General features: G+C 32.2%; 16 protein-coding genes. 9 read left to right on the top strand and 7 right to left on the bottom strand.

Annotated features, from left to right (window positions below; translation table 11 throughout):
* The first annotated feature begins 26 nt into the window (after positions 1–26).
* The 8 genes from BUA99_RS00725 (at position 27) to BUA99_RS00690 (ending at position 8,943) form a co-directional block, all read left to right on the top strand.
* Entirely contained in the window at positions 27–2,402 is a 2,376-nt protein-coding gene (locus BUA99_RS00725; RefSeq protein WP_072986895.1) for a heavy metal translocating P-type ATPase, read from the top strand.
* A gap of 117 nt (positions 2,403–2,519) precedes the next feature.
* A complete protein-coding gene (ccoS, locus tag BUA99_RS00720; RefSeq protein WP_072986892.1) occupies positions 2,520–2,723 on the top strand; it encodes a cbb3-type cytochrome oxidase assembly protein CcoS in 204 nt (67 codons plus the stop codon).
* Between the two features lie 54 nt (positions 2,724–2,777).
* Positions 2,778–4,955: a cytochrome-c oxidase, cbb3-type subunit I gene (gene ccoN / locus BUA99_RS00715; protein WP_072986881.1), complete on the top strand. Its 2,178-nt coding sequence runs from the start codon at positions 2,778–2,780 to the stop codon at positions 4,953–4,955.
* A gap of 19 nt (positions 4,956–4,974) precedes the next feature.
* Positions 4,975–5,154: a CcoQ/FixQ family Cbb3-type cytochrome c oxidase assembly chaperone gene (locus BUA99_RS00710; protein WP_072986879.1), complete on the top strand. Its 180-nt coding sequence runs from the start codon at positions 4,975–4,977 to the stop codon at positions 5,152–5,154.
* A gap of 18 nt (positions 5,155–5,172) precedes the next feature.
* Positions 5,173–6,054, top strand: coding sequence for a cbb3-type cytochrome c oxidase N-terminal domain-containing protein (locus BUA99_RS00705; protein WP_072986877.1), 882 nt, complete (start codon positions 5,173–5,175; stop codon positions 6,052–6,054).
* A 101-nt stretch (positions 6,055–6,155) separates the two neighbouring features.
* Entirely contained in the window at positions 6,156–7,574 is a 1,419-nt protein-coding gene (ccoG, locus tag BUA99_RS00700; protein ID WP_072986875.1) for a cytochrome c oxidase accessory protein CcoG, read from the top strand.
* Between the two features lie 156 nt (positions 7,575–7,730).
* A complete protein-coding gene (locus BUA99_RS00695; RefSeq protein WP_072986873.1) occupies positions 7,731–8,186 on the top strand; it encodes a FixH family protein in 456 nt (151 codons plus the stop codon).
* 55 nt (positions 8,187–8,241) lie between these two features.
* Positions 8,242–8,943, top strand: coding sequence for a sulfite exporter TauE/SafE family protein (locus BUA99_RS00690; protein ID WP_072986871.1), 702 nt, complete (start codon positions 8,242–8,244; stop codon positions 8,941–8,943).
* A gap of 62 nt (positions 8,944–9,005) precedes the next feature.
* Here the strand turns inward: BUA99_RS00690 and hemN are convergent, their stop codons facing one another.
* The 6 genes from hemN to BUA99_RS00660 all read right to left on the bottom strand — a co-directional run bounded on the left by hemN (position 9,006) and on the right by BUA99_RS00660 (position 17,945).
* Positions 9,006–10,370, bottom strand: a complete 1,365-nt coding sequence (gene hemN / locus BUA99_RS00685; protein ID WP_072986869.1) for an oxygen-independent coproporphyrinogen III oxidase — start codon at positions 10,368–10,370, stop codon at positions 9,006–9,008.
* Between the two features lie 131 nt (positions 10,371–10,501).
* Positions 10,502–12,523, bottom strand: coding sequence for a DUF349 domain-containing protein (locus BUA99_RS00680; protein WP_072986866.1), 2,022 nt, complete (start codon positions 12,521–12,523; stop codon positions 10,502–10,504).
* A 233-nt stretch (positions 12,524–12,756) separates the two neighbouring features.
* Positions 12,757–13,506 carry a shikimate dehydrogenase family protein gene (locus BUA99_RS00675; protein ID WP_072986864.1) on the bottom strand — a complete coding sequence of 250 codons (750 nt, stop codon included), beginning with the start codon at positions 13,504–13,506 and terminating at the stop codon, positions 12,757–12,759.
* Positions 13,506–14,903: a tetratricopeptide repeat protein gene (locus BUA99_RS00670; protein ID WP_072986863.1), complete on the bottom strand. Its 1,398-nt coding sequence runs from the start codon at positions 14,901–14,903 to the stop codon at positions 13,506–13,508. The genes BUA99_RS00675 and BUA99_RS00670 overlap by 1 nt, the downstream gene beginning before the upstream one ends.
* 246 nt (positions 14,904–15,149) lie before the next feature.
* Positions 15,150–16,334: an aspartate aminotransferase family protein gene (locus BUA99_RS00665; RefSeq protein ID WP_143151698.1), complete on the bottom strand. Its 1,185-nt coding sequence runs from the start codon at positions 16,332–16,334 to the stop codon at positions 15,150–15,152.
* A 15-nt stretch (positions 16,335–16,349) separates the two neighbouring features.
* Positions 16,350–17,945, bottom strand: a complete 1,596-nt coding sequence (locus BUA99_RS00660; protein WP_234972866.1) for an OstA-like protein — start codon at positions 17,943–17,945, stop codon at positions 16,350–16,352.
* A 469-nt stretch (positions 17,946–18,414) separates the two neighbouring features.
* Between BUA99_RS00660 and BUA99_RS00655 the strand changes: the two genes are divergently transcribed.
* Positions 18,415–20,292 carry an alpha-amylase family protein gene (locus tag BUA99_RS00655; RefSeq protein WP_072986859.1) on the top strand — a complete coding sequence of 626 codons (1,878 nt, stop codon included), beginning with the start codon at positions 18,415–18,417 and terminating at the stop codon, positions 20,290–20,292.
* Between the two features lie 87 nt (positions 20,293–20,379).
* Here BUA99_RS00655 and BUA99_RS00650 read toward each other — a convergent pair whose 3' ends face one another.
* Positions 20,380–21,153, bottom strand: coding sequence for a superoxide dismutase (locus BUA99_RS00650; protein ID WP_072986857.1), 774 nt, complete (start codon positions 21,151–21,153; stop codon positions 20,380–20,382).
* Positions 21,154–21,167: the final 14 nt, after the last annotated feature.

Genomic DNA, 21,167 nt, shown 5'->3' with positions numbered 1-21,167 from the left:
TTGCAAAAGGTAAAATGAGCAAAGTTATGGACACACAAAACTGTTTCCATTGTGGTTTAGATATTATAAAAGAAGACGAAATTATTTTTGACAATAAAAGTTTTTGTTGCAACGGTTGTAAAACGGTGTACGAAATTTTTAGTCTCAATGATATGACCTACTATTATGATTTTGAAAAATCACCTGGAGCAACCCCGCAAGATATTAAAGGGAAGTATGATTTTTTAGACAACGAAAGTATTGTTGCAAAATTGCTAGAGTTCCAAGAGAATTCAACGGCTATTATTTCACTTAACATTCCGCATATTCATTGTAGCTCGTGCATTTGGATTCTGGAAAATTTGCAACGTCTTCAAAAAGGAATAAGCACTTCACAAGTTAACTTTCCAGAAAAAAAAGTTAGAATTACTTATAATCCAGAAGTAGTTTCTATTAAAACAATTGTTTATTTATTGAGTTCCATTGGTTACGAACCTTATATTAGCCTAGAGAATTACGAGACAGGTAACAATACTGTTGATCGAACGCTCACCTACAAATTAGGCGTTGCCTTCTTTTGTTTCGGAAATATTATGTTATTGTCATTTCCGGAATATTTTGAAGTAAAAGAATATTGGCTAGATCAATACCGTGGTTTTTTTAGATGGTTAATTTTTGCCTTAGCAATGCCAAGTTTCTTATACTCGGCAAGTGGGTATTACGTCTCGGCCTTTAAGAGCATCAGATCTAAAATGCTAAATATTGATATTCCTATTGCTTTAGGAATAGTTGTAATGTTTGTAAGAAGTGCTTTTGACATCATCATGGATTATGGTTCTGGATTTTTTGATAGCTTGACAGGATTGATTTTTTTCATGCTTTTAGGAAAAATGTTCCAAATCAAAACCTATAGTTTTTTGAGTTTTGAGAGGGATTTTAAATCTTATTTTCCAATTGCTGTTACTAAAATTAATACTGATTTTTCAGAAGAAAGTGTTCCTATCTATGATGTAGAGAAAGGAGACCGATTATTAATTAGAAATCAAGAATTGATTCCTGTTGATGGAATATTAATTTCAGAAAAAGCAGAAATCGATTATAGTTTTGTAACAGGTGAGGCAGTTGCTATTGAGAAAAAATCAGGTGATAAAGTTTTTGCAGGAGGAAAGCAGATAGGGAAGGTAATTGAAATGGAAGTGCTTCATTCTGTTTCACAAAGTTACTTGACGCAGTTGTGGAGTAATGATGTTTTTCAAAAAAATGTCGAGCAAAAACATAAAACAATCACAGATCAAATTTCGCGCTATTTCACACCCATACTTTTACTAATCGCTTTCACTTCATTTGGATATTGGATATTCATTGATGCAAATATTGCCTTTAATGTTTTTACTGCGGTATTGATAGTTGCTTGTCCGTGTGCGCTTGCGTTGACAGCTCCCTTTACTTTTGGGAATGTTTTGAGGATAATGGGTAAACAAAAATTCTATCTTAAAAATGCTTTGGTTATAGAGCAATTATCTAAAGTTGATACAGTAGTTTTTGATAAAACAGGAACAATTACTACTAACAAAAAATCAAATATATCTTACGAAGGCAATTTGTTTTCAGAAGAGATCAAAGTATTAATAAAAAATGCACTTCGAGGATCAAATCATCCTTTAAGTAGGATGTTATATGATTATTTACCGGAAGCAAAAAAATTAAAAGTAGATGCTTTTGAAGAAATTACAGGTAAAGGGATTATGGTACAAATAGATAATCATCAAATTTTGATAGGATCAGCTAGTTTGGTGAAAATAATTGACAACAATAGTATCCAGCAAACATCGGTTCACATAAAAGTTGATGGTCAATACTACGGAAGATACAATTTCAATAATCAATACCGAGATGGTTTAGAGCAGTTGTTTTCAACTTTAAAAAATCAATATCAAATTAAAGTTTTGTCAGGCGATAATGATGGAGAAATGGAAACTCTTGAGCAGCTTTTACCGAAAGGTACAGAATTAGTTTTCAATCAGAAACCAGAACAAAAACTAGAATTTATTAAAAAATTACAGCAAGAAGGGAGAAATGTGATGATGGTAGGCGATGGGTTGAATGATGCAGGAGCATTAGCGCAAAGTAACGTGGGAATCTCTATTTCTGAAAATGTTAACGTCTTTTCCCCTGCTTGTGATGCAATTTTAGATGCGACTGAATTTCAAAAATTAAACTACTTTTTGCAATTATCAAAAAATTCGATAACAACCATAAAAATGAGTTTTGCACTTTCTTTATTGTACAATATTATAGGTTTATCATTTGCTGTGACGGGTAATTTATTACCGCTAGTTGCAGCTATTATAATGCCATTGAGTACAATAACAATTGTCAGTTTTGTTACGGTTATGAGTAGTTATTACGCATGTAAAAAATAGAAGTATATAAGTTTGCGAAGTGCGTTTTCACATATATTTAACAATTGTTGTAAAGTATGATATATGTCATGTTTTACACGAATAATCCACAGTAATTTTGTTACTATAATTTAAGGTATGAGTGTCATTTATTTATTAATAACCATCAGTATAATTATTGCCATCGGCTTTTTTATTGCTTTTATAACGGCGGTAAAAACAGGTCAGTATGATGATGATTATACGCCATCAGTACGAATGCTCTTTGATGACGAGCTGTTAAAATCAACTAAAAAAGAAAATACAGTTGAAAAAATTGAGGAAATTAATCTAGAAGAGTAATTCTACAATTATTGAGCTTAAAAATTTAAAATAAAATAATAAACAAATTTAATTATGGAAATGCAGCAGTTTTATTATGACAACAAAATTGTAAAGAAGTTCATTTACGCTACAATCCTTTTTGGAGTAGTAGGAATGATCGTTGGGCTTACACTAGCTTTTATGTTTCTTTTTCCTAACATGACTGACGGAATTTCGTGGTTAAGTTATGGTAGATTGAGACCATTACATACAAATGCTGTTATTTTTGCCTTTGTTGGTAACGCCTTTTTTGCTGGAATGTATTATTCCATGCAACGTTTATTAAAGGCTAGAATGTATAGTGATTTATTAAGCAACATTCACTTTTGGGGGTGGCAATTAATTATTGTAGCGGCCGCTATTACTTTGCCTTTAGGGTTTAGTAGCTCAAAAGAATATGCTGAACTGGAATGGCCTATTGATATTGCAATCACAATTATATGGGTTGTAATGGGGATCAACATGATTGGAACCATGATAAAACGTCGAGAACGCCATTTATATGTTGCAATTTGGTTTTATTTAGCAACTTTTGTTACAGTGGCTGTTTTACATATTTTCAATAATTTAGAATTACCTGTTTCAGCTTTCAAAAGTTATTCTGTTTATGCAGGTGTTCAAGACGCATTAGTTCAGTGGTGGTACGGTCATAATGCAGTTGCATTTTTCTTAACCACACCATTCTTAGGTTTAATGTACTATTTTGTTCCAAAAGCGGCTAATCGTCCTGTTTATTCTTATCGCTTATCTATTGTTCACTTTTGGTCTTTGATTTTTATCTATATCTGGGCTGGACCACACCACTTATTATATTCTGCTTTACCTAACTGGGCACAAAATTTAGGTGTTGCTTTCTCTATTATGTTACTTGCGCCATCTTGGGGTGGTATGATCAATGGATTGTTGACTTTAAGAGGTGTATGGGATAAAGTACGTGTAGATCCCGTTTTGAAATTCTTTGTTGTAGCGATCACAGGTTATGGTATGGCTACTTTTGAAGGTCCTATGTTGTCTCTTAAAAATGTAAATGCAATAGCGCACTACACGGATTGGATTATTGCTCACGTTCACGTAGGTGCATTAGCATGGAATGGTTTCTTAGCCTTTGGTATGATTTATTGGTTGGTTCCTAGAATGTCTAAGACCACTTTATTCTCTTTAAAACTGGCTAACTTTCACTTTTGGATTGGTACATTAGGTATTATTTTATATACAATTCCAATGTATGTTGCTGGATTTTTGCAAGCTTCAATGTGGAAACAATTCAATCCAGACGGAACATTAACTTACGGTAACTTCCTTGAAACAGTAACTCAAATCATGCCAATGTATTGGATGAGAGCAATTGGTGGTACTTTATATTTAACAGGAATGCTTGTTTTAGTGTATAACATTATTCAAACATTAAGAAAAGGTTCTGCAATAGAAGATGAATTAGCTGAAGCACCAGCTTTAATACGAATCAGTTCGAGTCGTATAAAAGGAGAAAAGTTCCACCCTTGGTTGGAAAGAAAACCTATTCAATTAACGATTTTAGCAACTGTTGCTATTTTAATTGGAGGTGTCATTCAAATTGTTCCAACTATTATGGTTAAATCTAATATTCCAACAATTACAAGTGTAAAACCTTATTCTCCACTAGAGCTTGAGGGGCGTGATTTATATATTCGTGAAGGATGTGTTGGTTGTCACTCTCAATCTGTTCGACCTTTCCGTAGTGAAGTAGAACGTTATGGCCCACAATCTAAAGCAGGTGAGTTTGTTTATGATCATCCATTTTTATGGGGATCAAAACGTACTGGACCAGATTTGTTAAGAGTAGGTGGTAAATACAATGATAACTGGCATTTCAACCATTTCTGGAGTCCTCAAAGCATATCAGCAGGCTCAATTATGCCAGGATATAAATGGTTGTTTGATAATAAGCCAATGGATATTTCTTTGACTCAGAAAAAAATGCAAGCTATGGTAACGCTGGGTGTGCCTTATACAGACGCACAAGTTGCAAGCGGTCTTGATGATTTAAGAAAACAAGCGATTGCAATTGAAGAAAGTTTAAAAAACGATCCTGATTTTGTAAAGAGTTATGATGAAAGTAAGAAAAAAGCAGCAGCAAGAGGAGAGGAATTTGTTCCAATGAATGAAAGAGAAATTGTAGCTCTTATTGCTTATATGCAACGTCTAGGAACAGATATCAAAGTAAAAAAATAGCTCTTAAAAAATAGAAATCATGTTTGAACAAGTAAAACACAACTTAGAAACCATTGATGGTGTTGCAATATTCCCCATCTTATCGCTATTGATTTTCTTTTTCTTTTTCGTAGGTCTTGGTATTTGGGTTTTCTCGTATAAAAAAGAGAAAATTGATGAACTGAGTCAGATGCCTTTGCAAGACAATAAAATAGTTTAATTTTTAAAAATATATAGAATGAAAAAATTAATTCCATCCTACTTAAGCGTACCCGTTATTTTCTTTGTTGCATTTGGAGCAGTAGAATATTTCGTTGACTCTGGAGACCGTCCAGCTTTTATAAGATACCCTATGGTTTCTGTGTTCTTGCTGATCTTTCTTTTTCTAGTTATAGCAATTGAAATTACAATTACCGCTGTTAATAATGTAACGTATCTTTTACTTACAGCTGAGGAGAAAGCAACACTTAATGAATCTAAAAATTGGAGTATAGCTGAAAACAAGTGGTACAAGAAATTAGTGGGATTGTTAATAAAACCAGAATCGTCAGCAGAGGTAAATGAGGATCAATTATTATTAGATCATGATTATGACGGTATTAAAGAGTTAGATAACAATTTACCACCGTGGTGGGTGTATTTATTTTATGCATCAATCGTTTTTGGAGTAGTTTATATGGTGCGTTTTGAAATTTTAGGGGCCGATGATCAAGAGATGGAACTTAAAAAAGAAATCGCACAAGCCAAGATTGAAGTTGCCGAATATATGAAAACTGCACCAGATATGATGGATGAGAAAACAGTTACATTATTGACCGAAACGGGAGATCTGTCAGCAGGAAAAGAAATTTTTAATACGAATTGTGCTGCCTGCCATAGAGCTGATGGAGGCGGACAAATTGGTCCTAACCTTACAGATGATGAATGGATTCTTGGAGGAGGAATAAAAAATATTTTTCATACTCTAGTAAATGGCGGTCGTGATGGCAAGGGAATGATTTCATGGAAAGGTACATTAAAACCAAAAGAGATGCAAAAAGTAGCCAGTTATGTGATTTCATTAAAAGGCACTAATCCGCCTGACGCTAAAGCACCCGAGGGTGAAGTGTACACTGAATAAGTCAACTCTATTACAGTTAAATATCAATTAAAAACACGCGTTTTTATTTAGCTTTTTGATTTTAAGAATTATTTTAAAATTGTGTTTTAAATAAAAAAGAAATGTCAAAATTACCAGATGAAGCTTTTAGAGATACTATTGGAACGATAGACGAAGAAGGAAATAGAAAATTTATTTTTCCAAAAAAACCTTCGGGAAAGTTTTATGATTATCGAAAATGGGTTAGTTATTTTTTACTTATTGTTTTAGTTGCTAATCCATTTATAAAAATCAATGGCAATCAATTTATGATGTTTAACATTTTAGAAAGACGATTCAATATTTTCGGATTTCCATTTTGGCCTCAAGATTTTTATATTTTTGTTCTTTTTATGATTGTGGGCGTTGTCTTTGTCATTTTGTTTACAGTTATTTTTGGGCGTATATTTTGTGGCTGGATTTGTCCGCAAACTATATTTTTAGAAATGGTATTTCGTAGAATAGAGTATTGGATAGAAGGCGATAGAGGAGCTCAAATACGATTAGATAAACAAAAATGGGATGCGGAGAAAATTCGTAAAAAAGGTATCAAGTGGTTTATATTTTTAATAATTTCCTTTTTTATTGCTAATGTTTTTCTGGCGTACCTTATTAGCAGTGACAAATTACTATTGATGATTGAAGAAGGTCCAGCAGATCATATTAGTACATTGATTTCGCTACTGATTTTTACTGGAATTTTCTACTTTATTTTTGCTTGGTTTAGAGAGCAAGTGTGTATCATTGCTTGTCCTTACGGAAGATTACAAGGTGTTTTATTAGATGATAAGTCTATTAATGTTGCCTATGATTTTGTTCGAGGAGAAAAAGAAACTGGAAGGGCTAAATTCAATAAGCAAGAAGATAGAGCTTCAACTGGAAAAGGTGATTGTATTGACTGTAAGCAATGCGTAAATGTTTGCCCCACAGGAATCGATATTCGCAACGGAACTCAAATGGAATGTGTCAATTGTACGGCATGTATTGATGAGTGTGATACTATTATGGATAATGTAGGCTTACCAAGAGGTTTAATTCGATATGCATCTGAAGATGAGATCGAGAAAAAAGTAAAATTTAAATTTACTGCTAGAATGAAGGGATATTCAGCTGTACTATTTATTTTAGTTGCTATTTTAATTGGTTTATTGTTTTTACGTACTGATGTTGAGGCAACAATTTTAAGACTTCCAGGGCAACTGTTTCAACATAAAGGAGAGAATATTAGTAATATTTATACTTTTAAAGTTATAAATAAAACGAATGATGATTTTGACGATATTACTTTTAAATTAGTTGGCATTAAAGGAACATTAAGTATTGTAGGGAAGCAAAACTTAAAGGTTCCAAGGCAAGGGATGAGCGGTGGAACCTTGTTTATAGAAATTAATAAGAATTTATTAGATAGCGATAAAACAAAACTCAAAATCGAAGTTTATGATGGTGATAAAAAGATTGAAACGAGCACAACAAGCTTCTTGAGTCCGCGAAGTTTTGATTAAAAGTAGCAGTATAAATTTGTTTTTTGATCGAAGTCAACGCATTTTAAAAGCTACTATTTTATTAAAAATTCATTCAATTTTGGTTAAAAGTAATAGAAAATTTACTGCCGATTTGATTACCACATTATACCTAATAGGAATTAAAAATAAAAAATCATGAAAATTAATTGGGGAACTGCCATTGTAATTGCATTTAGTATATTCATTAGCTTTATTTTATATTTTGTAATTAAAGTTCAATCGGATTCTAAGTACGATAATGATCTAGTTGTAGAGGAGTATTATAAGTATGATGCTAATTTTGGAGACGAAATGAAACGCGTACAAAATGCAGAAGATCTAGTAGCCAAGCCAGTAATTTCCTTGACCACTACCGGAGTTACAATTGTTTTTCCAGATACATTTGTTCCAAAAAATATTAAAGGAAAAGTGTCCCTTTATAGACCGTCTAACAAAAAATTAGATTTTGAAATACCCATTTCGTTATCTGATGCTACTACTTTGCTCATACCTAAAAAAAGTTTGGCAGGCGGTCGATGGGACATTAATATGGAGTGGCAATATGGAGGGAAATCCTATTTATCCAAAGAAACAATTTACGTTAATTTATGAGCAATAACAAAGTCTTGAATTCCGAGAGGAATATTTAAACTTTAAATTTTATAAAATGTTATACTCAGCTTTTATTTTCGGTTTAATAAGTAGTTTTCATTGTATAGGAATGTGCGGACCTATTGCAATGATGCTACCTGTAGATCGAAATAATCAGGCTAAAAAAGTAACCCAAATTATAACATACCATTTAGGAAGATTAACAGCTTATGGAAGCATAGGTTTTGTTTTTGGGCTTCTTGGTAAAGGTTTTTTTTTAGCAGGAATACAGCAAAATTTATCTATTTTTATAGGTGTTGTAATGATTCTCATTGTGCTAACTCCCGAAAAACTTTTTGCTAGGTATAATTTTTCAAAACCAGCTTTTAAGTTGATTTCTAAAATCAAAACCGCTTTAGGGAGTCAGTTTAAAAATAAAAGTTACAAATCACTTTTTACCATTGGCCTATTAAATGGATTTTTACCTTGCGGAATGGTATATGTGGCTCTTTTTGGCGCTATCGCAATGCAAAGTGAAAGCTTAGGCGTTCTTTATATGATCCTCTTTGGTTTAGGAACAGTTCCTATGATGAGTAGTGTAGTTTACATTAATTCCTATTTAACAGTGCCAATCAGAAATAAAATTCAAAAAATTATTCCTTATGTAGCAGTGCTTATTGGTTGTTTATTTATTTTAAGAGGTTTAGGTCTGGGAATTCCATACATATCTCCCTCTAGTATGAGTTTATTTGTCCAGGAAAGTCCTAATTGTCATTAGTCTTTACCAGAAATAAATACAAAATGCGCTGAATAGCGCATTTTGTATTTCTGATTGTGAAATTAAATTGTCATCGAGAACAATTCCGTTTCTGGTGCTTTACGCTTCAATCTTAAATCGAATGCCATACATATATTTCGTACGTAAGGTTTTCCAGCAGCAGTTACCTTTAAATATTTATCTCCAAATTCTAAAAGACCATCATTTTCCATTTCCTTTAACTGTAGTAGCACTTCAGGGATTTCTTTAAAATAGTTTGCGCTATCACTCCAAGATGTTTCAAATTGGCACATTAAATTCAAAATATGTTTTCGAATAATTAAATCTTCATTAGTGAGTAAATGTCCACGATAAACCGGTAGTTTGTCCCGTTCCAATATTTGATAATAATCCTCTAAATTTTTTACGTTTTGTACAAAGCTGTACCAACTATCACTAATTGAAGATACACCTAAACCAATCATTAATTGCGTTTTTGAAGAACTATACCCCATGAAATTGCGGTGTAGGTTTCCATTTTGAAAAGCCTCGTATAAGCTATCAGTATCTAGTGCAAAATGATCCATTCCTATTTCGTTATAACCATTTTCAAAGAGTAGTTTTTTGCCTGTTTCGTATAAAATTCTCTTTTGATCATCTTTTGGAATGTCTTCATCTTTAAATCCTCGTTGTCCATTTCCTTTGATCCATGGCACGTGTGCATAACTGTAAAAAGCTAATCGGTCCGGTTGTAACGACTTTGTTTTTTCGATTGTGTCAATTACATCATCAATATCTTGAAACGGCAAGCCAAAAATGATATCATGACCAATAGAAGTGTAACCTATTTCTCTAGCCCAAAAAGTAACTTTTGCAACATTATGAAAAGGTTGTTCTCTATGAATCGCTTTCTGAACTTTAGCCGAGTAATCTTGAACACCATAACTCACTCTTCTAAATCCTAGATCGTATAATTTTTGCAAATGTTCGTAAGAAGTATTGTTGGGGTGACCTTCAAAACTAAATTCATAATTATTCGCCTTTGTAGCACTTTTAAAAATACCATTTATTAAATCTTCTAAATTTTTAGGCGAGAAAAAAGTGGGAGTTCCACCACCTAAATGAATTTCTTTTATAAGTGGTTTTTCACCAATTATTTTACAATAGATCGACCACTCTTTTAAAACAGCTTTGATATACGGATTTTCAACCGTGTGATTTTTCGTGATTCGTTTATTACAGCCGCAAAAAGTGCACAAGCTTTCGCAAAAAGGTAAATGAATGTACAAACTAATTCCTTCTTTATCATTACTTTCTATAAAGGATTTTTTTAAAGTGTCCGTCCACATTTCATACGAAAAATCTGCTTCATCCCAATAAGGAACCGTAGGGTAACTTGTATACCTTGGGCCTGCAACATTGTATTTCTGAATTAATGAATTTTTCATGATAAAATCTTTTATTAAGCTTCAAAAATAGTGTTAACATTCAATATTTAAAATGATATTTATCATGTATGAGTGGGACATAAAAAAAGAGACTCAAAGGAGTCTCTCAATTTTAATTTTAATTTTAATTTTTATTCTAAATTCAAATTTCGCAATTGCTTTAATTTTTCTTTCCAAACGTCAAGACTTTCTTTATGAATTGCAATGTTTTTTCGAACTTCTAAAACTATTGAATTTTCTTTTTTAGCATTTCTAGTATTTGTAAAAAACTGAATATTGTTTTCTAACTGAAAAATTTCATTTTGCACTTCATCAATTTTTCGCATAATGAAAATCTTTTCATTATCTAGTTTTCGAGTATCATTACTCTCTGATAAATTATCCATTCTATTGGAAAAACGCATCATATCTGTATCCTTTTTACTCAAACTTAATTTCTCGAACAAGGCATCGAGAATTTTATTGAATTTACCTTCAATGTGTCGTCTTGGAAATGGCACTTTGCCAAAGCTTTTCCAAGTTTCAATGTGTAATTTTATCGCGTCTAAATCGGTTTTGTGTTCCCCAACTAATTGGAATTCTCTCAATGTTTCTAAATATGCTTTTTTATTGTCAAAAGCAGCAACTTCTTCGCCGTTTTCTTCGTTTTTCTGCTCTTTTAATTTCTCAAAATAATGATTACAGGCATCCTTAAACTCTTTCCAGATTTTATCTGAATACTTTCTTGGTACATGTCCTATTTGCTTCCATTCCTCTTGAATTTGCTTCATTATAGGAGTGGTTGCTGCAAAATCTACACTTTCTTGAAGTTCCTTAGCTTTGGCAACAAGAGCTGTTTTTTTTGTTAGGTTATCATTTTGATCTTTTTTAATGTCTTTGTAAAATGAATTTTTAAAAGAATTGAAATTTCTAACTGCAGTTTTAAAAGCCGACCATGTTTCTTCATTAACATCTGAAGGTACTTTTCCTGCCGAGAAGAAACTAGTTCGCAGTGCTTCTACTTTTTCTATTTGAGCAAGCCATTGAGAATGAGCATTAACTTTTTCAGTAGCGAGCACTTCGATTTTTGCTATAATTTCTTTTTTCTTAGCTAAATTTTCTAGTTCTGTTCCTCTTTGATTTTCAAATAAAACTTCACGCTTATCATGCATTTGCTTCGTCAAATCACTAAACTTATTCCATATTTCGTCCCGATGTTCTCTGGAAACGGGACCAATATCTTCTTTCCAAATTTTATGTAGGTCTTGTAATTCTCTGAAAGCTTTATTTATGTCAACTTCATTTACTAATTCTTCCACACGTGCTACAATTTTTTGTTTTAAATCTAAGTTATGCTTAAAATCCAAGTCTCGAGCTTCTCTATCTAGGTGCAAATAGTCATAAAAATTTTCGACATGAAAATGATAATTGTTCCAAACGTGATTGTATTTGTCCTTAGGTATGGAACCAGCGTTTTTCCATCGCTCTCTTAAATCGTTAAAATGTTTTAAGGTATCTTTTATATTTTCTTGTGGATTGATCAGTTCTTTCAATTCTTCGACTATAGCCAATCGGTTTTCTAAATTGGATTTTAAATTTGTCTGTAAACTTTTAAAATGTATGTTTTTTGCCTCTTTGTAAGTAGAATAATATTTATCAAAATTCGATTTTAAAGGAGAATGATACTGAAAATCTTCATTCGGATCCTGATTTTCGGCTATGAATTCTTCTTTTTTCTCTTCTAAAAGATGATTGTATTTCGCTAAAAAAGACTTTTTTATTTCCTCAATATGATCTTTAGCTGCCAAAACTTTTTCTGTCGAAACTAAATTCTTTAATTCCTCAACTAATTCCTCAAGTGATAATGTATCATAATCTTGCATTGGGATTTCATGACGATCTTTGCGTGTTTCATCTTCGCTCTCTTCCGCATTTGAATCTAAAATCGAATCTATGGCAGTTTTATTCTCACTTTCGGTAGAATCTAATGATTTTGCAATTGCTTCTTTAGTTGGTGTTTTAAAATATTCCTCGGCAGGAGTATCATTTTCCTGTATTGGTAAAGTTTCTTCTGCTCTCACAGGAACTTCTTCAATAGTTTGATTGTTGTTTTCTACATTTCCATCTACTTCATTTTCGTTTTGAGGCAGGTTATCGTTCTTTTCTTCTAACATTTTTTCAATGTATAAGGTTTGTAATTGTATCTATTGCGAAAGGTACTAAAGCAGTTTGTAACTACAAAATAAATAGCTTCTAAATCGCTTGGATTGCATTTAATAGAATTTGACGAAATGGAAAAGGAAAACAAGAGTTTCTCCTAAAATTAGATTTTTAAATTGTAACAAAAAAACTACGATTTTTAATGTCGTAGTTTATTAAATATTCGAATGTAAATGCTTAGCGCTATCTATTTGTTCCAAATTTTCCAAGCTTTTTCCGCCTGAAAAATAAGCATATCTAAACCGTTTTTAATTTGTGCACCGTTCTCTTTTGCCTTCTTTAAAAATTGAGTTTCTGTGGGATTATAAATGAGATCAAAAGCAATATGTTTTTCTGTAAAATATTCATACGGTATTAAAGGAAATAATTCAATATTTGGGCTAGTTCCCACTGGAGTTGAATTAATTATGATTTGGTAATTGTCAAATGTTTTCGCATTGATTCTATTATAACCTATTGTGTTTTCTTTATTTTCTCTAGAAACAAATGTGTAAGGTATTTTAAGTTCATTTAATGCAAAGGCTACTCCTTTTGAAGCGCCTCCAGTACCTAAAATCAGAGCTTTTTTGTGATGTTCTTGTAACAGTGGCTCTAATGATTTTTTAAAACCGTAATAATCAGTATTATATCCTTTTAGTTTTCCTTCTTTCGTAATTTTTATAGTATTTACGGCTCCAATCAATTTAGCTTTTTTCGATAATTTATCTAAAAACGGTAACACAGTCTCTTTATAAGGAATAGTGACACTTAGTCCTTTTAGATTTATATTCTTTTTAATGATTTCAGGGAAAGAGGCTATTTCAGCAATATCGAAATTCTCATAGGTGCAACCTTCAAAATTTTCATTTTTGAATTTATCTGTAAAGTATCCTTTAGAAAAAGAATAACTTATATTTCTGCCTAGTAAACCAAAACGTTTTAAAACAACATCACTCATTATAGATTTTTGTATTTTGATATATAATTCTGAACCATTTTCTTTGCCCAGACTACAGGAAATAATTCTTCTAAAAGTATAACGTTTTCAAGATTTAAACGCATTCCATTGCTTAAGTGAAATTTTGCTTTAGTGCCATCAGTTAACATGAAATAAAGTCCTGCTAATCTATATTCAATTGCATTTTCCTCAGGAAAGTATTCTGAAGCTTCTAATAATGTTTGGATGGCACTTTCAAATTCTCCTAAATATTGCAAAATATCAACCCAAAATAACCAAGTGTCGAGAGAGTGATCGCCAAATTCAACTGCTTTTCGATAGCCAAATTCTGCTTCTTCAAAGGAGTTCATGTTTTTATTTATAGAAGCATATCTTTTCCAATAATTCTTATTTTGATTGTCAATTGCTAATGCTTTATTGACGTAAAAAAGAGCCTTTTGATAATTTTTTTGGCGAACGTAAAAATCGGTAATTGCAATCCAACCTTTATCTAAAAGCGGATCTTCATGTACCGTTTGATTGAAATATTTTAAAGCAAGTGCTTTATCACCTAATTTTTCATAGCATTTACCAATGCGTAGTAATGCATAAGAAGTGGGATCATCTAATTCAATTGTTCTTTCGTAGCTTTCAATTGCTTCTTTATACATCTTTAAACGTTCATATGCTTTTGCTTTTTCCATAAAAGCACCTAGAAATTCATCATCAATTAGCGTTGCATAGTCAAATGCTCTAATAGCACTTTCATATTCTTTTTCACTATAATGTAAACGTCCCACTTGATGCCAAGCAATTTCACTATATGGATTTTTGTCTATATATTGATTTAAGAAAACGATAGCATCTTGGTTTTGATCTAAAAACTCAAAGCAATAAACAACATTGTACAAAGCTGATTGATCTTCTAAATCTTCCTCTAAACATTTAATGAAATTTTGCTTCGCTAACTCAAAATTATCCATAAATAAATGTTCCATACCTATTAAATTATACACATCAGCGTAATCATCAGTATATTGTAATGCTATTTTTAAAAGTTCAACAGCTTTTTCATGCTGGTCTCTCTTAGAATAGATATTTGCTTTTTGAATGTATATTTCTTCGTTTGTAGGTTCTATGGCATAAAGTTCATTCAATAATTTTTCAGCGAGCTCTAGTTTATCATCATAGACTAGCATCTCTACTTGAACTAATTTTAGTCCAGTTGATTTAGGATGTTGATCTAGTGCAAGTTTAAGTGCCTTTTTTGCCAAAGCGGATTTACCCATATCGAGATAATGAAGAATGATTTCTTCAAATTCTTCTGAATCAAAAAAGAGCACTTTGTTGGTTTTCAACATAGACTCAAATTTTGAAAGGGATAAGTTATAGTCTTCTTCTTCGTTGCTTAATTGCATACTATTTTTTTTAGTTTGGCCTAACTAAAGTTAGACATCCTTGTGCTTTATATACGGTGAGATGTTTATTCTTGTGAACAATTTAATTAACAAATTAAATTTTGATATGTAACATAGTTTTCAAAATAACCTTAAAATATGATCTTGCCGTAATTTTCTAGCCCGGATAGAAGTGGAAATCCTTTTATGTTCGCAATAGCGCACATAAAAGATTGCAACGCATAGCCGGATTAGCTCCAAAAAACATTAACGATTTAAAATTTCATCCATTACTTCAAGAATTATGTTACATCCTTCTCGTATTTCATCTTCTGAAATGGTAAGCGGCGGCGTAATTCTTATTGCAGTTCCTTCAAATAGTAACCAGAATAAAATTAGTCCTCTGTCTTGACACTTCAGGATTACTTCATTTGTAATATCAGCGCTTTTTGTCATTGCTGCAAGCATTAATCCTTTACCTCGTATCTCTTCTATCAAAGGATGTACCAGAAGCGATCTAAATAATTTTTCCTTCTCTAAAGCTTCGGACATTAAGTTGGTCTCGGTGATTTCCTTCAAAGTTGCCAAACAGGCTGACGCTATGACAGGATGACCTCCAAAGGTAGTTATGTGTCCTAATTTAGGATTATCACTCAATAAATCCATTCTTGCTGATGATGCGGTGAAGGCTCCCACAGGCATTCCGCCACCCATTCCTTTTCCCATTACGACAATATCAGGAATGACATCATAATTTTGAAATCCAAAAAGTTTTCCTGTTCTTCCAAAACCGGGTTGAATTTCGTCGAGAATCATCATGGCCCCAACTTCATCACAACGCTGACGTACTTTTTTAAGAAAATCATTGTGTGGCTGAATAAAACCAGCTCCACCTTGAATAGTTTCTAAAATTATTCCTGCTGTTTTTGTTGTTATTTTTTGTAAGTCGTCTTCATTGTTGAATGTAATAAAATCAACATCAGGAATTAGGGGTCGAAAAACTTGTTTTCGTTCCTCAAACCCCATCACACTCATCGATCCCATGGTATTTCCATGATACGCATTATGACACGATATTAACTGGCTACGTCCTGTAGTTCGTCTTGCGAGCTTTAGCGCTCCTTCAATTCCCTCAGTCCCTGAATTAACTAGATACGTTTTGTCTAATGAGGGCGGTAGGAGTGAGGCTAATAATTTACAATATTCAACAGCGGGACTTTGTGAATATTCACCATAAACCATTACATGTGAATATTTATCAAGTTGATCTTTTATTGCTTGATTTACCTTTGGATGCTGATGTCCAAGTGAACAAGCTGAAACTCCTGCTACAAAATCTAAATATTTTTTATTATCAGTATTATAAATGTATGAACCTACTGCATGAGAAACCTCCATACCTAAAGGATATGGTGAAGTTTGTGCTTGATATTTTAAAAAATCAGTTTTCAAAACTATAATTATTTTTTATTTAACTTTTTCAGCTTTCGCTGATTTTGGTTTTTGTTTTTTGTCGTAGTTCAAAGTTTCCTTTCTAATTTTCATCGGTTCTAATTGCTTGACTTCGACTGATTTCGTTTCTTTGACTATTATAGCATTTTCTTCATCCTCTTCAGGAGGAAAAATATCGTCTTTTGAGTTAATTTGTTCTTCACCGCGCCACACTAATCCTCTTAATTTACGAGCATTTTCAGGCAGTTCACTTTCAGGATAAATATCTCCATCCACTTGCTGAAAGAACGTGATGGTTTCAATTTCATTTTTGTTTAAAAGAAGGTTAATTTTGCTACTAACATTTTTATTTATCCCAATAAGCTCTTGAGCATCATTTCGCATATAATAAATAACTTCGGCATTTTTTATAATGTCGACATCTCGTAGCTTTCCCTCGTCAAACTTACCATATAAATTTTGACCTTTTACTTGGTTAAAACCAGTGCCAATAGTGTCTTTTGAAACAATAAAAGTATTGCTTAAAACTTTTAAAGAGTCTAATTTTTTAGTGGTATTGTTTCCAATAAGATGCATGATGTCTCCTGTTATCTGGCTTTTTCCGTTCCAAAGGATTGGATTTCCTATCATCTTAGTCAAAGCAGTTTTTGAACTAGAATGAATAGAATCACATTTTCCACTCATGTCTGTTTTGAAAAAGCGAACATTATTGAAAGCTCTGATTATTCTATCACCTTCTTTTCCAGTCACCATTAATTTTTTTCCATGAATGTAAACAGAATCATTTTCGACAAAGTTTACAGCTAATGCTCTTTTAGTTACAAATACAGAATCTTTCTTTTTATACATTTCAGCATAATGACCTTTTATAATACCTCGATTAACAGAATCCGTTATTTTAACATTTCTGGTGGCCGATGCAAATTCTCTATTGCGATCATAATATAAACTATCTCCACGAATTACCCTATCATCATACTTAATGTAAGATTTATTGAGAAAGTGAGCTAGATTTTTTTTAGTATCATAAAATCCTTTTTCTGTATAAATATAATTCGCTTTACTAGTAATTGTTGATGGTCCAAAAAGATAAGAGTGTCCGGAATTACTATAATAATCAAGATGATTTGATTTAATTACGTAGGTGGGATTGGTAATTGTAACGGCAGTTAAAAATTTAAATTTTTTTTCATTAACGTAATAGCGTCCGGCATTACTTTTTAAGACATTATCTTTATTGACTATTGTTCCCGGAGTATCATAAAAAACTTCCTGAATATTTCGGTCAAAATTAATAATTTCTGTTTCTAATGTTGCGTCTGGAGAACTCATGACTGCATCGCCTGATGCAAAGGCTTTTTTTAAATTACCATTGTATTCTGCATATTTACTATTCAAAAACAAAGTATCACCTTGAATCATTTGTACATTGCCAAAAGCTTTTATATAATTTTCTTTTTGGAAATAATAGGCTTTATTGCAAGTCATCACAATTCCATCATGATTTACACGCACATTTCCTATTAGTAAGAGCGCGTCAGGAATCTCTACTTGATTGACATCAGCAAAATCAGAGTTTTCTATAACAATTTTTTTTGGGGCTTGTGCCAAAACTATTTGCGAAAATACTATTTGCAAAAAACAACAAACAAAAAATAACGATTTCTTCAATGGAATTAATTTTCAACAAATTTATGAAAAAGCATACAATCCTAATCTATATTAAGGTTTATTTATAACAGAGCGAAATAAGGAGTTCGAATTTTTAAAAGGCATAAATTGTTTTTGTTAAGTGAATAATTATTTAGTTGCGTTAGCTCAAAGTCAATTTATTATCTAATGTAATTGAATATATAAATAATCATTTTCTATCAAAAATCGTCGTAGAGAGAAATTCTAAAGTTATCAACAAATAGAATAACTCTTTCGTTGTAGTTATTGGTATTTAAATAAATTCATTGTAATTAAGAAACCAAAATCACTATTTGCAATAAATTACATTAATTTTAAAGGTCAGTTTTAAATACAGTGGGATTCTATCTTAGATGTATTTCTAATAAATCGTCTTAAAAACTTTATAATGATTAAAAAAACGGTAGGGGTAATAAGTCTGAGCACAATAATTTTTGTTTCAGCTTGTAAATCGGGTCAAACAAAAATGAATTTAAAACAAAAGGAAACTTCTACCGCAAATAAAGAGGTGGTTTATCAGGTATTTACTCGATTATTTGGAAATAAAAACACAACTAATAAGCCTTGGGGAACAATTGAAGAAAACGGTGTTGGGAAATTCAATGATTTCACAGATGTAGCTTTAAACGAAATTAAAGATTTAGGTGTAACCTATATTTGGTATACCGGAGTGCCGCATCATGCTTTAGTTAGAGATTACACTGCAATTGGAATTTCCAATGATGATCCAGAGGTAATCAAAGGTCGTGCTGGTTCGCCTTACGCGGTCAAGGATTATTATAATGTAAATCCTGATCTAGCTGTTGATCCAGTAAATAGGTTACAAGAATTTGAATCACTAATCAAGAGAACGCACAAGGCGGGAATGAAAGTATTAATTGATATTGTTCCCAATCATATCGCTCGCAAATATGAAGGTAAGACCAATCCAGTGGGAATAAAAGATTTTGGTGCCGAAGATGATGTTACAGTTGAATATAAAAGAGACAATAACTTTTACTATATTACTAAAACTCAATTTGAAGTCCCAAACGGTGTCGTGCCACTTAACGGCGAGAAAAATCTATTAATTGATGGATATTTTGAAGAAAATCCGGCAAAATGGACCGGAAACGGATCTCGAATGGCAAAACCAGACAAAAATGATTGGTATGAAACGGTGAAGATAAATTATGGAATCCGACCTAATGGATCCAAAGATTTTCCAGAACTACCGCCAGGTTTTGAGACGAAATCCTATCAAGACCATTTCGATTTTTGGAAAAATAAAGATGTTCCAAACTCATGGATAAAATTTAAAGATATTGCTTTATATTGGACAGCAAAAGGAGTCGATGGTTTTCGCTTTGACATGGCTGAAATGGTTCCAGTCGAATTTTGGAGTTATATGAATTCTGCAATAAAAGTAAATAATCCAGACGCATTTCTACTGGCAGAAGTGTATAACCCAAAAGAATATCGAAACTATATTCATTTGGGCAAAATGGATTACCTATATGACAAAGTAGAAACTTACGATAAACTCAAAGATATTATTCAAGGTAAATCGGCTCCAAATGAGTTGACAATTATTCAAGCGGGACTTGAAGACATTGAACATAATATGTTGCATTTTTTAGATAACCACGACGAACAACGTTTAGCAAGTGAGCAATTTGCGGGAACGCCACAAAAGGGAAAACCCTTAATGGTATACTCTACAACCGTAGGCACTTCACCAACTATGGTTTATTTTGGTCAAGAAGTAGGTGAGGCTGGCAAAGAAAATGCAGGCTTTGGAACACAAACACGAACTTCCATTTTTGATTATATAGGTGTGCCTAATCATCAGCGATGGATGAATGATGGTATGTTTGACGGAGGGCAATTAAAAAAACAAGAAAAAAAACTTCGTGATTTTTATAAAAGACTATTAAACTTTTCGATCAGAAGTTCAGCATTAATGGGGAAATATCAAGAGATACAAACTTTTAATGAAGGTAGCACTAGAGGATATGCTCCAGGAATTTATGCCTTTGCACGCTGGTCTCAAGATCAAAAATTAATAATTGTAACCAACTTTTCTTGGTTAACGGATAGTTATTTTGAGTTAAAAATACCATCAGATATTATCCAAAAATGGAATTTAAAAGATGGACGTTATACATTAACTGATCAAATTTATCAAAACAATTCTATAATACTCAAAGTTGTGAAGGGAGACGGAACAGCAACAATTAAGATCGCACCATCAGAATCTTTTATCTATCAATTGGAAATGAATTAATTAGCGAAAGCTACTTATAATTAGATTTATATGCAAAAAAGTGCTGTTTCATAATTGGAACAGCACTTTTCAACTGATTTTTTAAATTTATTTCTGTAATGTGTTTTCGTAACTTTCACCTATTTTTTGCCAATTAATTACTCTGAAAAAAGCATCAATATAATTACCTCTTTTGTTCTGATAATCGATATAATACGCATGTTCCCAGACATCCAGAGCTAATATTGGAGTTCCAGGTATTATTGCATTTCGCATTAAGGGGTTATCTTGATTAGGAGTACTGGTGACTTGAAGTTTTCCTGCTCGATCGACAATTAACCATATCCAACCAGAGCCAAATTGTTGTGAAGCTTCATTCTTAAAAAGCGAAATAAAGTTATTAACTGATCCAAAATCTCGAGTTAAAGCCTCTGCCAAGCTACTTTCTGGTTCACCTCCACCTTTTGACGACATGCATTTCCAATATAAAGAATGGTTGTAAAACCCTCCCGCATTGTTTCTTATAGCTTCATTGTTTGGGTCTAGTTTTGCTAAAACTTCTTCTATATTTAAGTTTTCAAGCGGTGTATCTTTAATTGCTTTATTTAAATTATTAGTATAGGATAAATAATGTTTAGAGTAGTGTAGTTCTAATGTTGTAGCTGATATGCTTGGCGCTAAAGCATCGTAAGCATAACCTAATTTTTCAAGTTGAAAAGAACCTTCGTCAGCTTTAATATCATCTGGCGATCCCATTGCTATTTTTTGCTCAACAACCGTTGGTAAAGGGACTTCGACAACTTCAATTAGCTTTTTGTCATTACAAGATTGTAATAACAAAACAAAAAATAGAATAGGTAATAAAGATGTAGATTTTTTCATAATTTAGTTTTCAT

It is taken from the genome of Flavobacterium segetis (assembly GCF_900129575.1).
In the GTDB taxonomy this organism is placed as follows: domain Bacteria; phylum Bacteroidota; class Bacteroidia; order Flavobacteriales; family Flavobacteriaceae; genus Flavobacterium; species Flavobacterium segetis.
This window is presented reverse-complemented; position numbering and strand designations above follow the sequence as displayed.

What these genes read in the sequence shown, in the direction of transcription:
- BUA99_RS00655 (WP_072986859.1), top strand. Translation starts at nt 18,415, where the DNA reads ATGATTAAAAAAACGGTAGGGGTAATAAGTCTGAGCACAATAATTTTT.
- BUA99_RS00650 (WP_072986857.1), bottom strand. Translation starts at nt 21,153, where the DNA reads ATGAAAAAATCTACATCTTTATTACCTATTCTATTTTTTGTTTTGTTA.
- BUA99_RS00725 (WP_072986895.1), top strand. Translation starts at nt 27, where the DNA reads ATGGACACACAAAACTGTTTCCATTGTGGTTTAGATATTATAAAAGAA.
- ccoG (WP_072986875.1), top strand. Translation starts at nt 6,156, where the DNA reads ATGTCAAAATTACCAGATGAAGCTTTTAGAGATACTATTGGAACGATA.
- BUA99_RS00680 (WP_072986866.1), bottom strand. Translation starts at nt 12,523, where the DNA reads ATGTTAGAAGAAAAGAACGATAACCTGCCTCAAAACGAAAATGAAGTA.
- BUA99_RS00670 (WP_072986863.1), bottom strand. Translation starts at nt 14,903, where the DNA reads ATGCAATTAAGCAACGAAGAAGAAGACTATAACTTATCCCTTTCAAAA.
- BUA99_RS00690 (WP_072986871.1), top strand. Translation starts at nt 8,242, where the DNA reads ATGTTATACTCAGCTTTTATTTTCGGTTTAATAAGTAGTTTTCATTGT.
- ccoN (WP_072986881.1), top strand. Translation starts at nt 2,778, where the DNA reads ATGGAAATGCAGCAGTTTTATTATGACAACAAAATTGTAAAGAAGTTC.
- BUA99_RS00675 (WP_072986864.1), bottom strand. Translation starts at nt 13,506, where the DNA reads ATGAGTGATGTTGTTTTAAAACGTTTTGGTTTACTAGGCAGAAATATA.
- ccoS (WP_072986892.1), top strand. Translation starts at nt 2,520, where the DNA reads ATGAGTGTCATTTATTTATTAATAACCATCAGTATAATTATTGCCATC.
- hemN (WP_072986869.1), bottom strand. Translation starts at nt 10,370, where the DNA reads ATGAAAAATTCATTAATTCAGAAATACAATGTTGCAGGCCCAAGGTAT.
- BUA99_RS00705 (WP_072986877.1), top strand. Translation starts at nt 5,173, where the DNA reads ATGAAAAAATTAATTCCATCCTACTTAAGCGTACCCGTTATTTTCTTT.
- BUA99_RS00695 (WP_072986873.1), top strand. Translation starts at nt 7,731, where the DNA reads ATGAAAATTAATTGGGGAACTGCCATTGTAATTGCATTTAGTATATTC.
- BUA99_RS00710 (WP_072986879.1), top strand. Translation starts at nt 4,975, where the DNA reads ATGTTTGAACAAGTAAAACACAACTTAGAAACCATTGATGGTGTTGCA.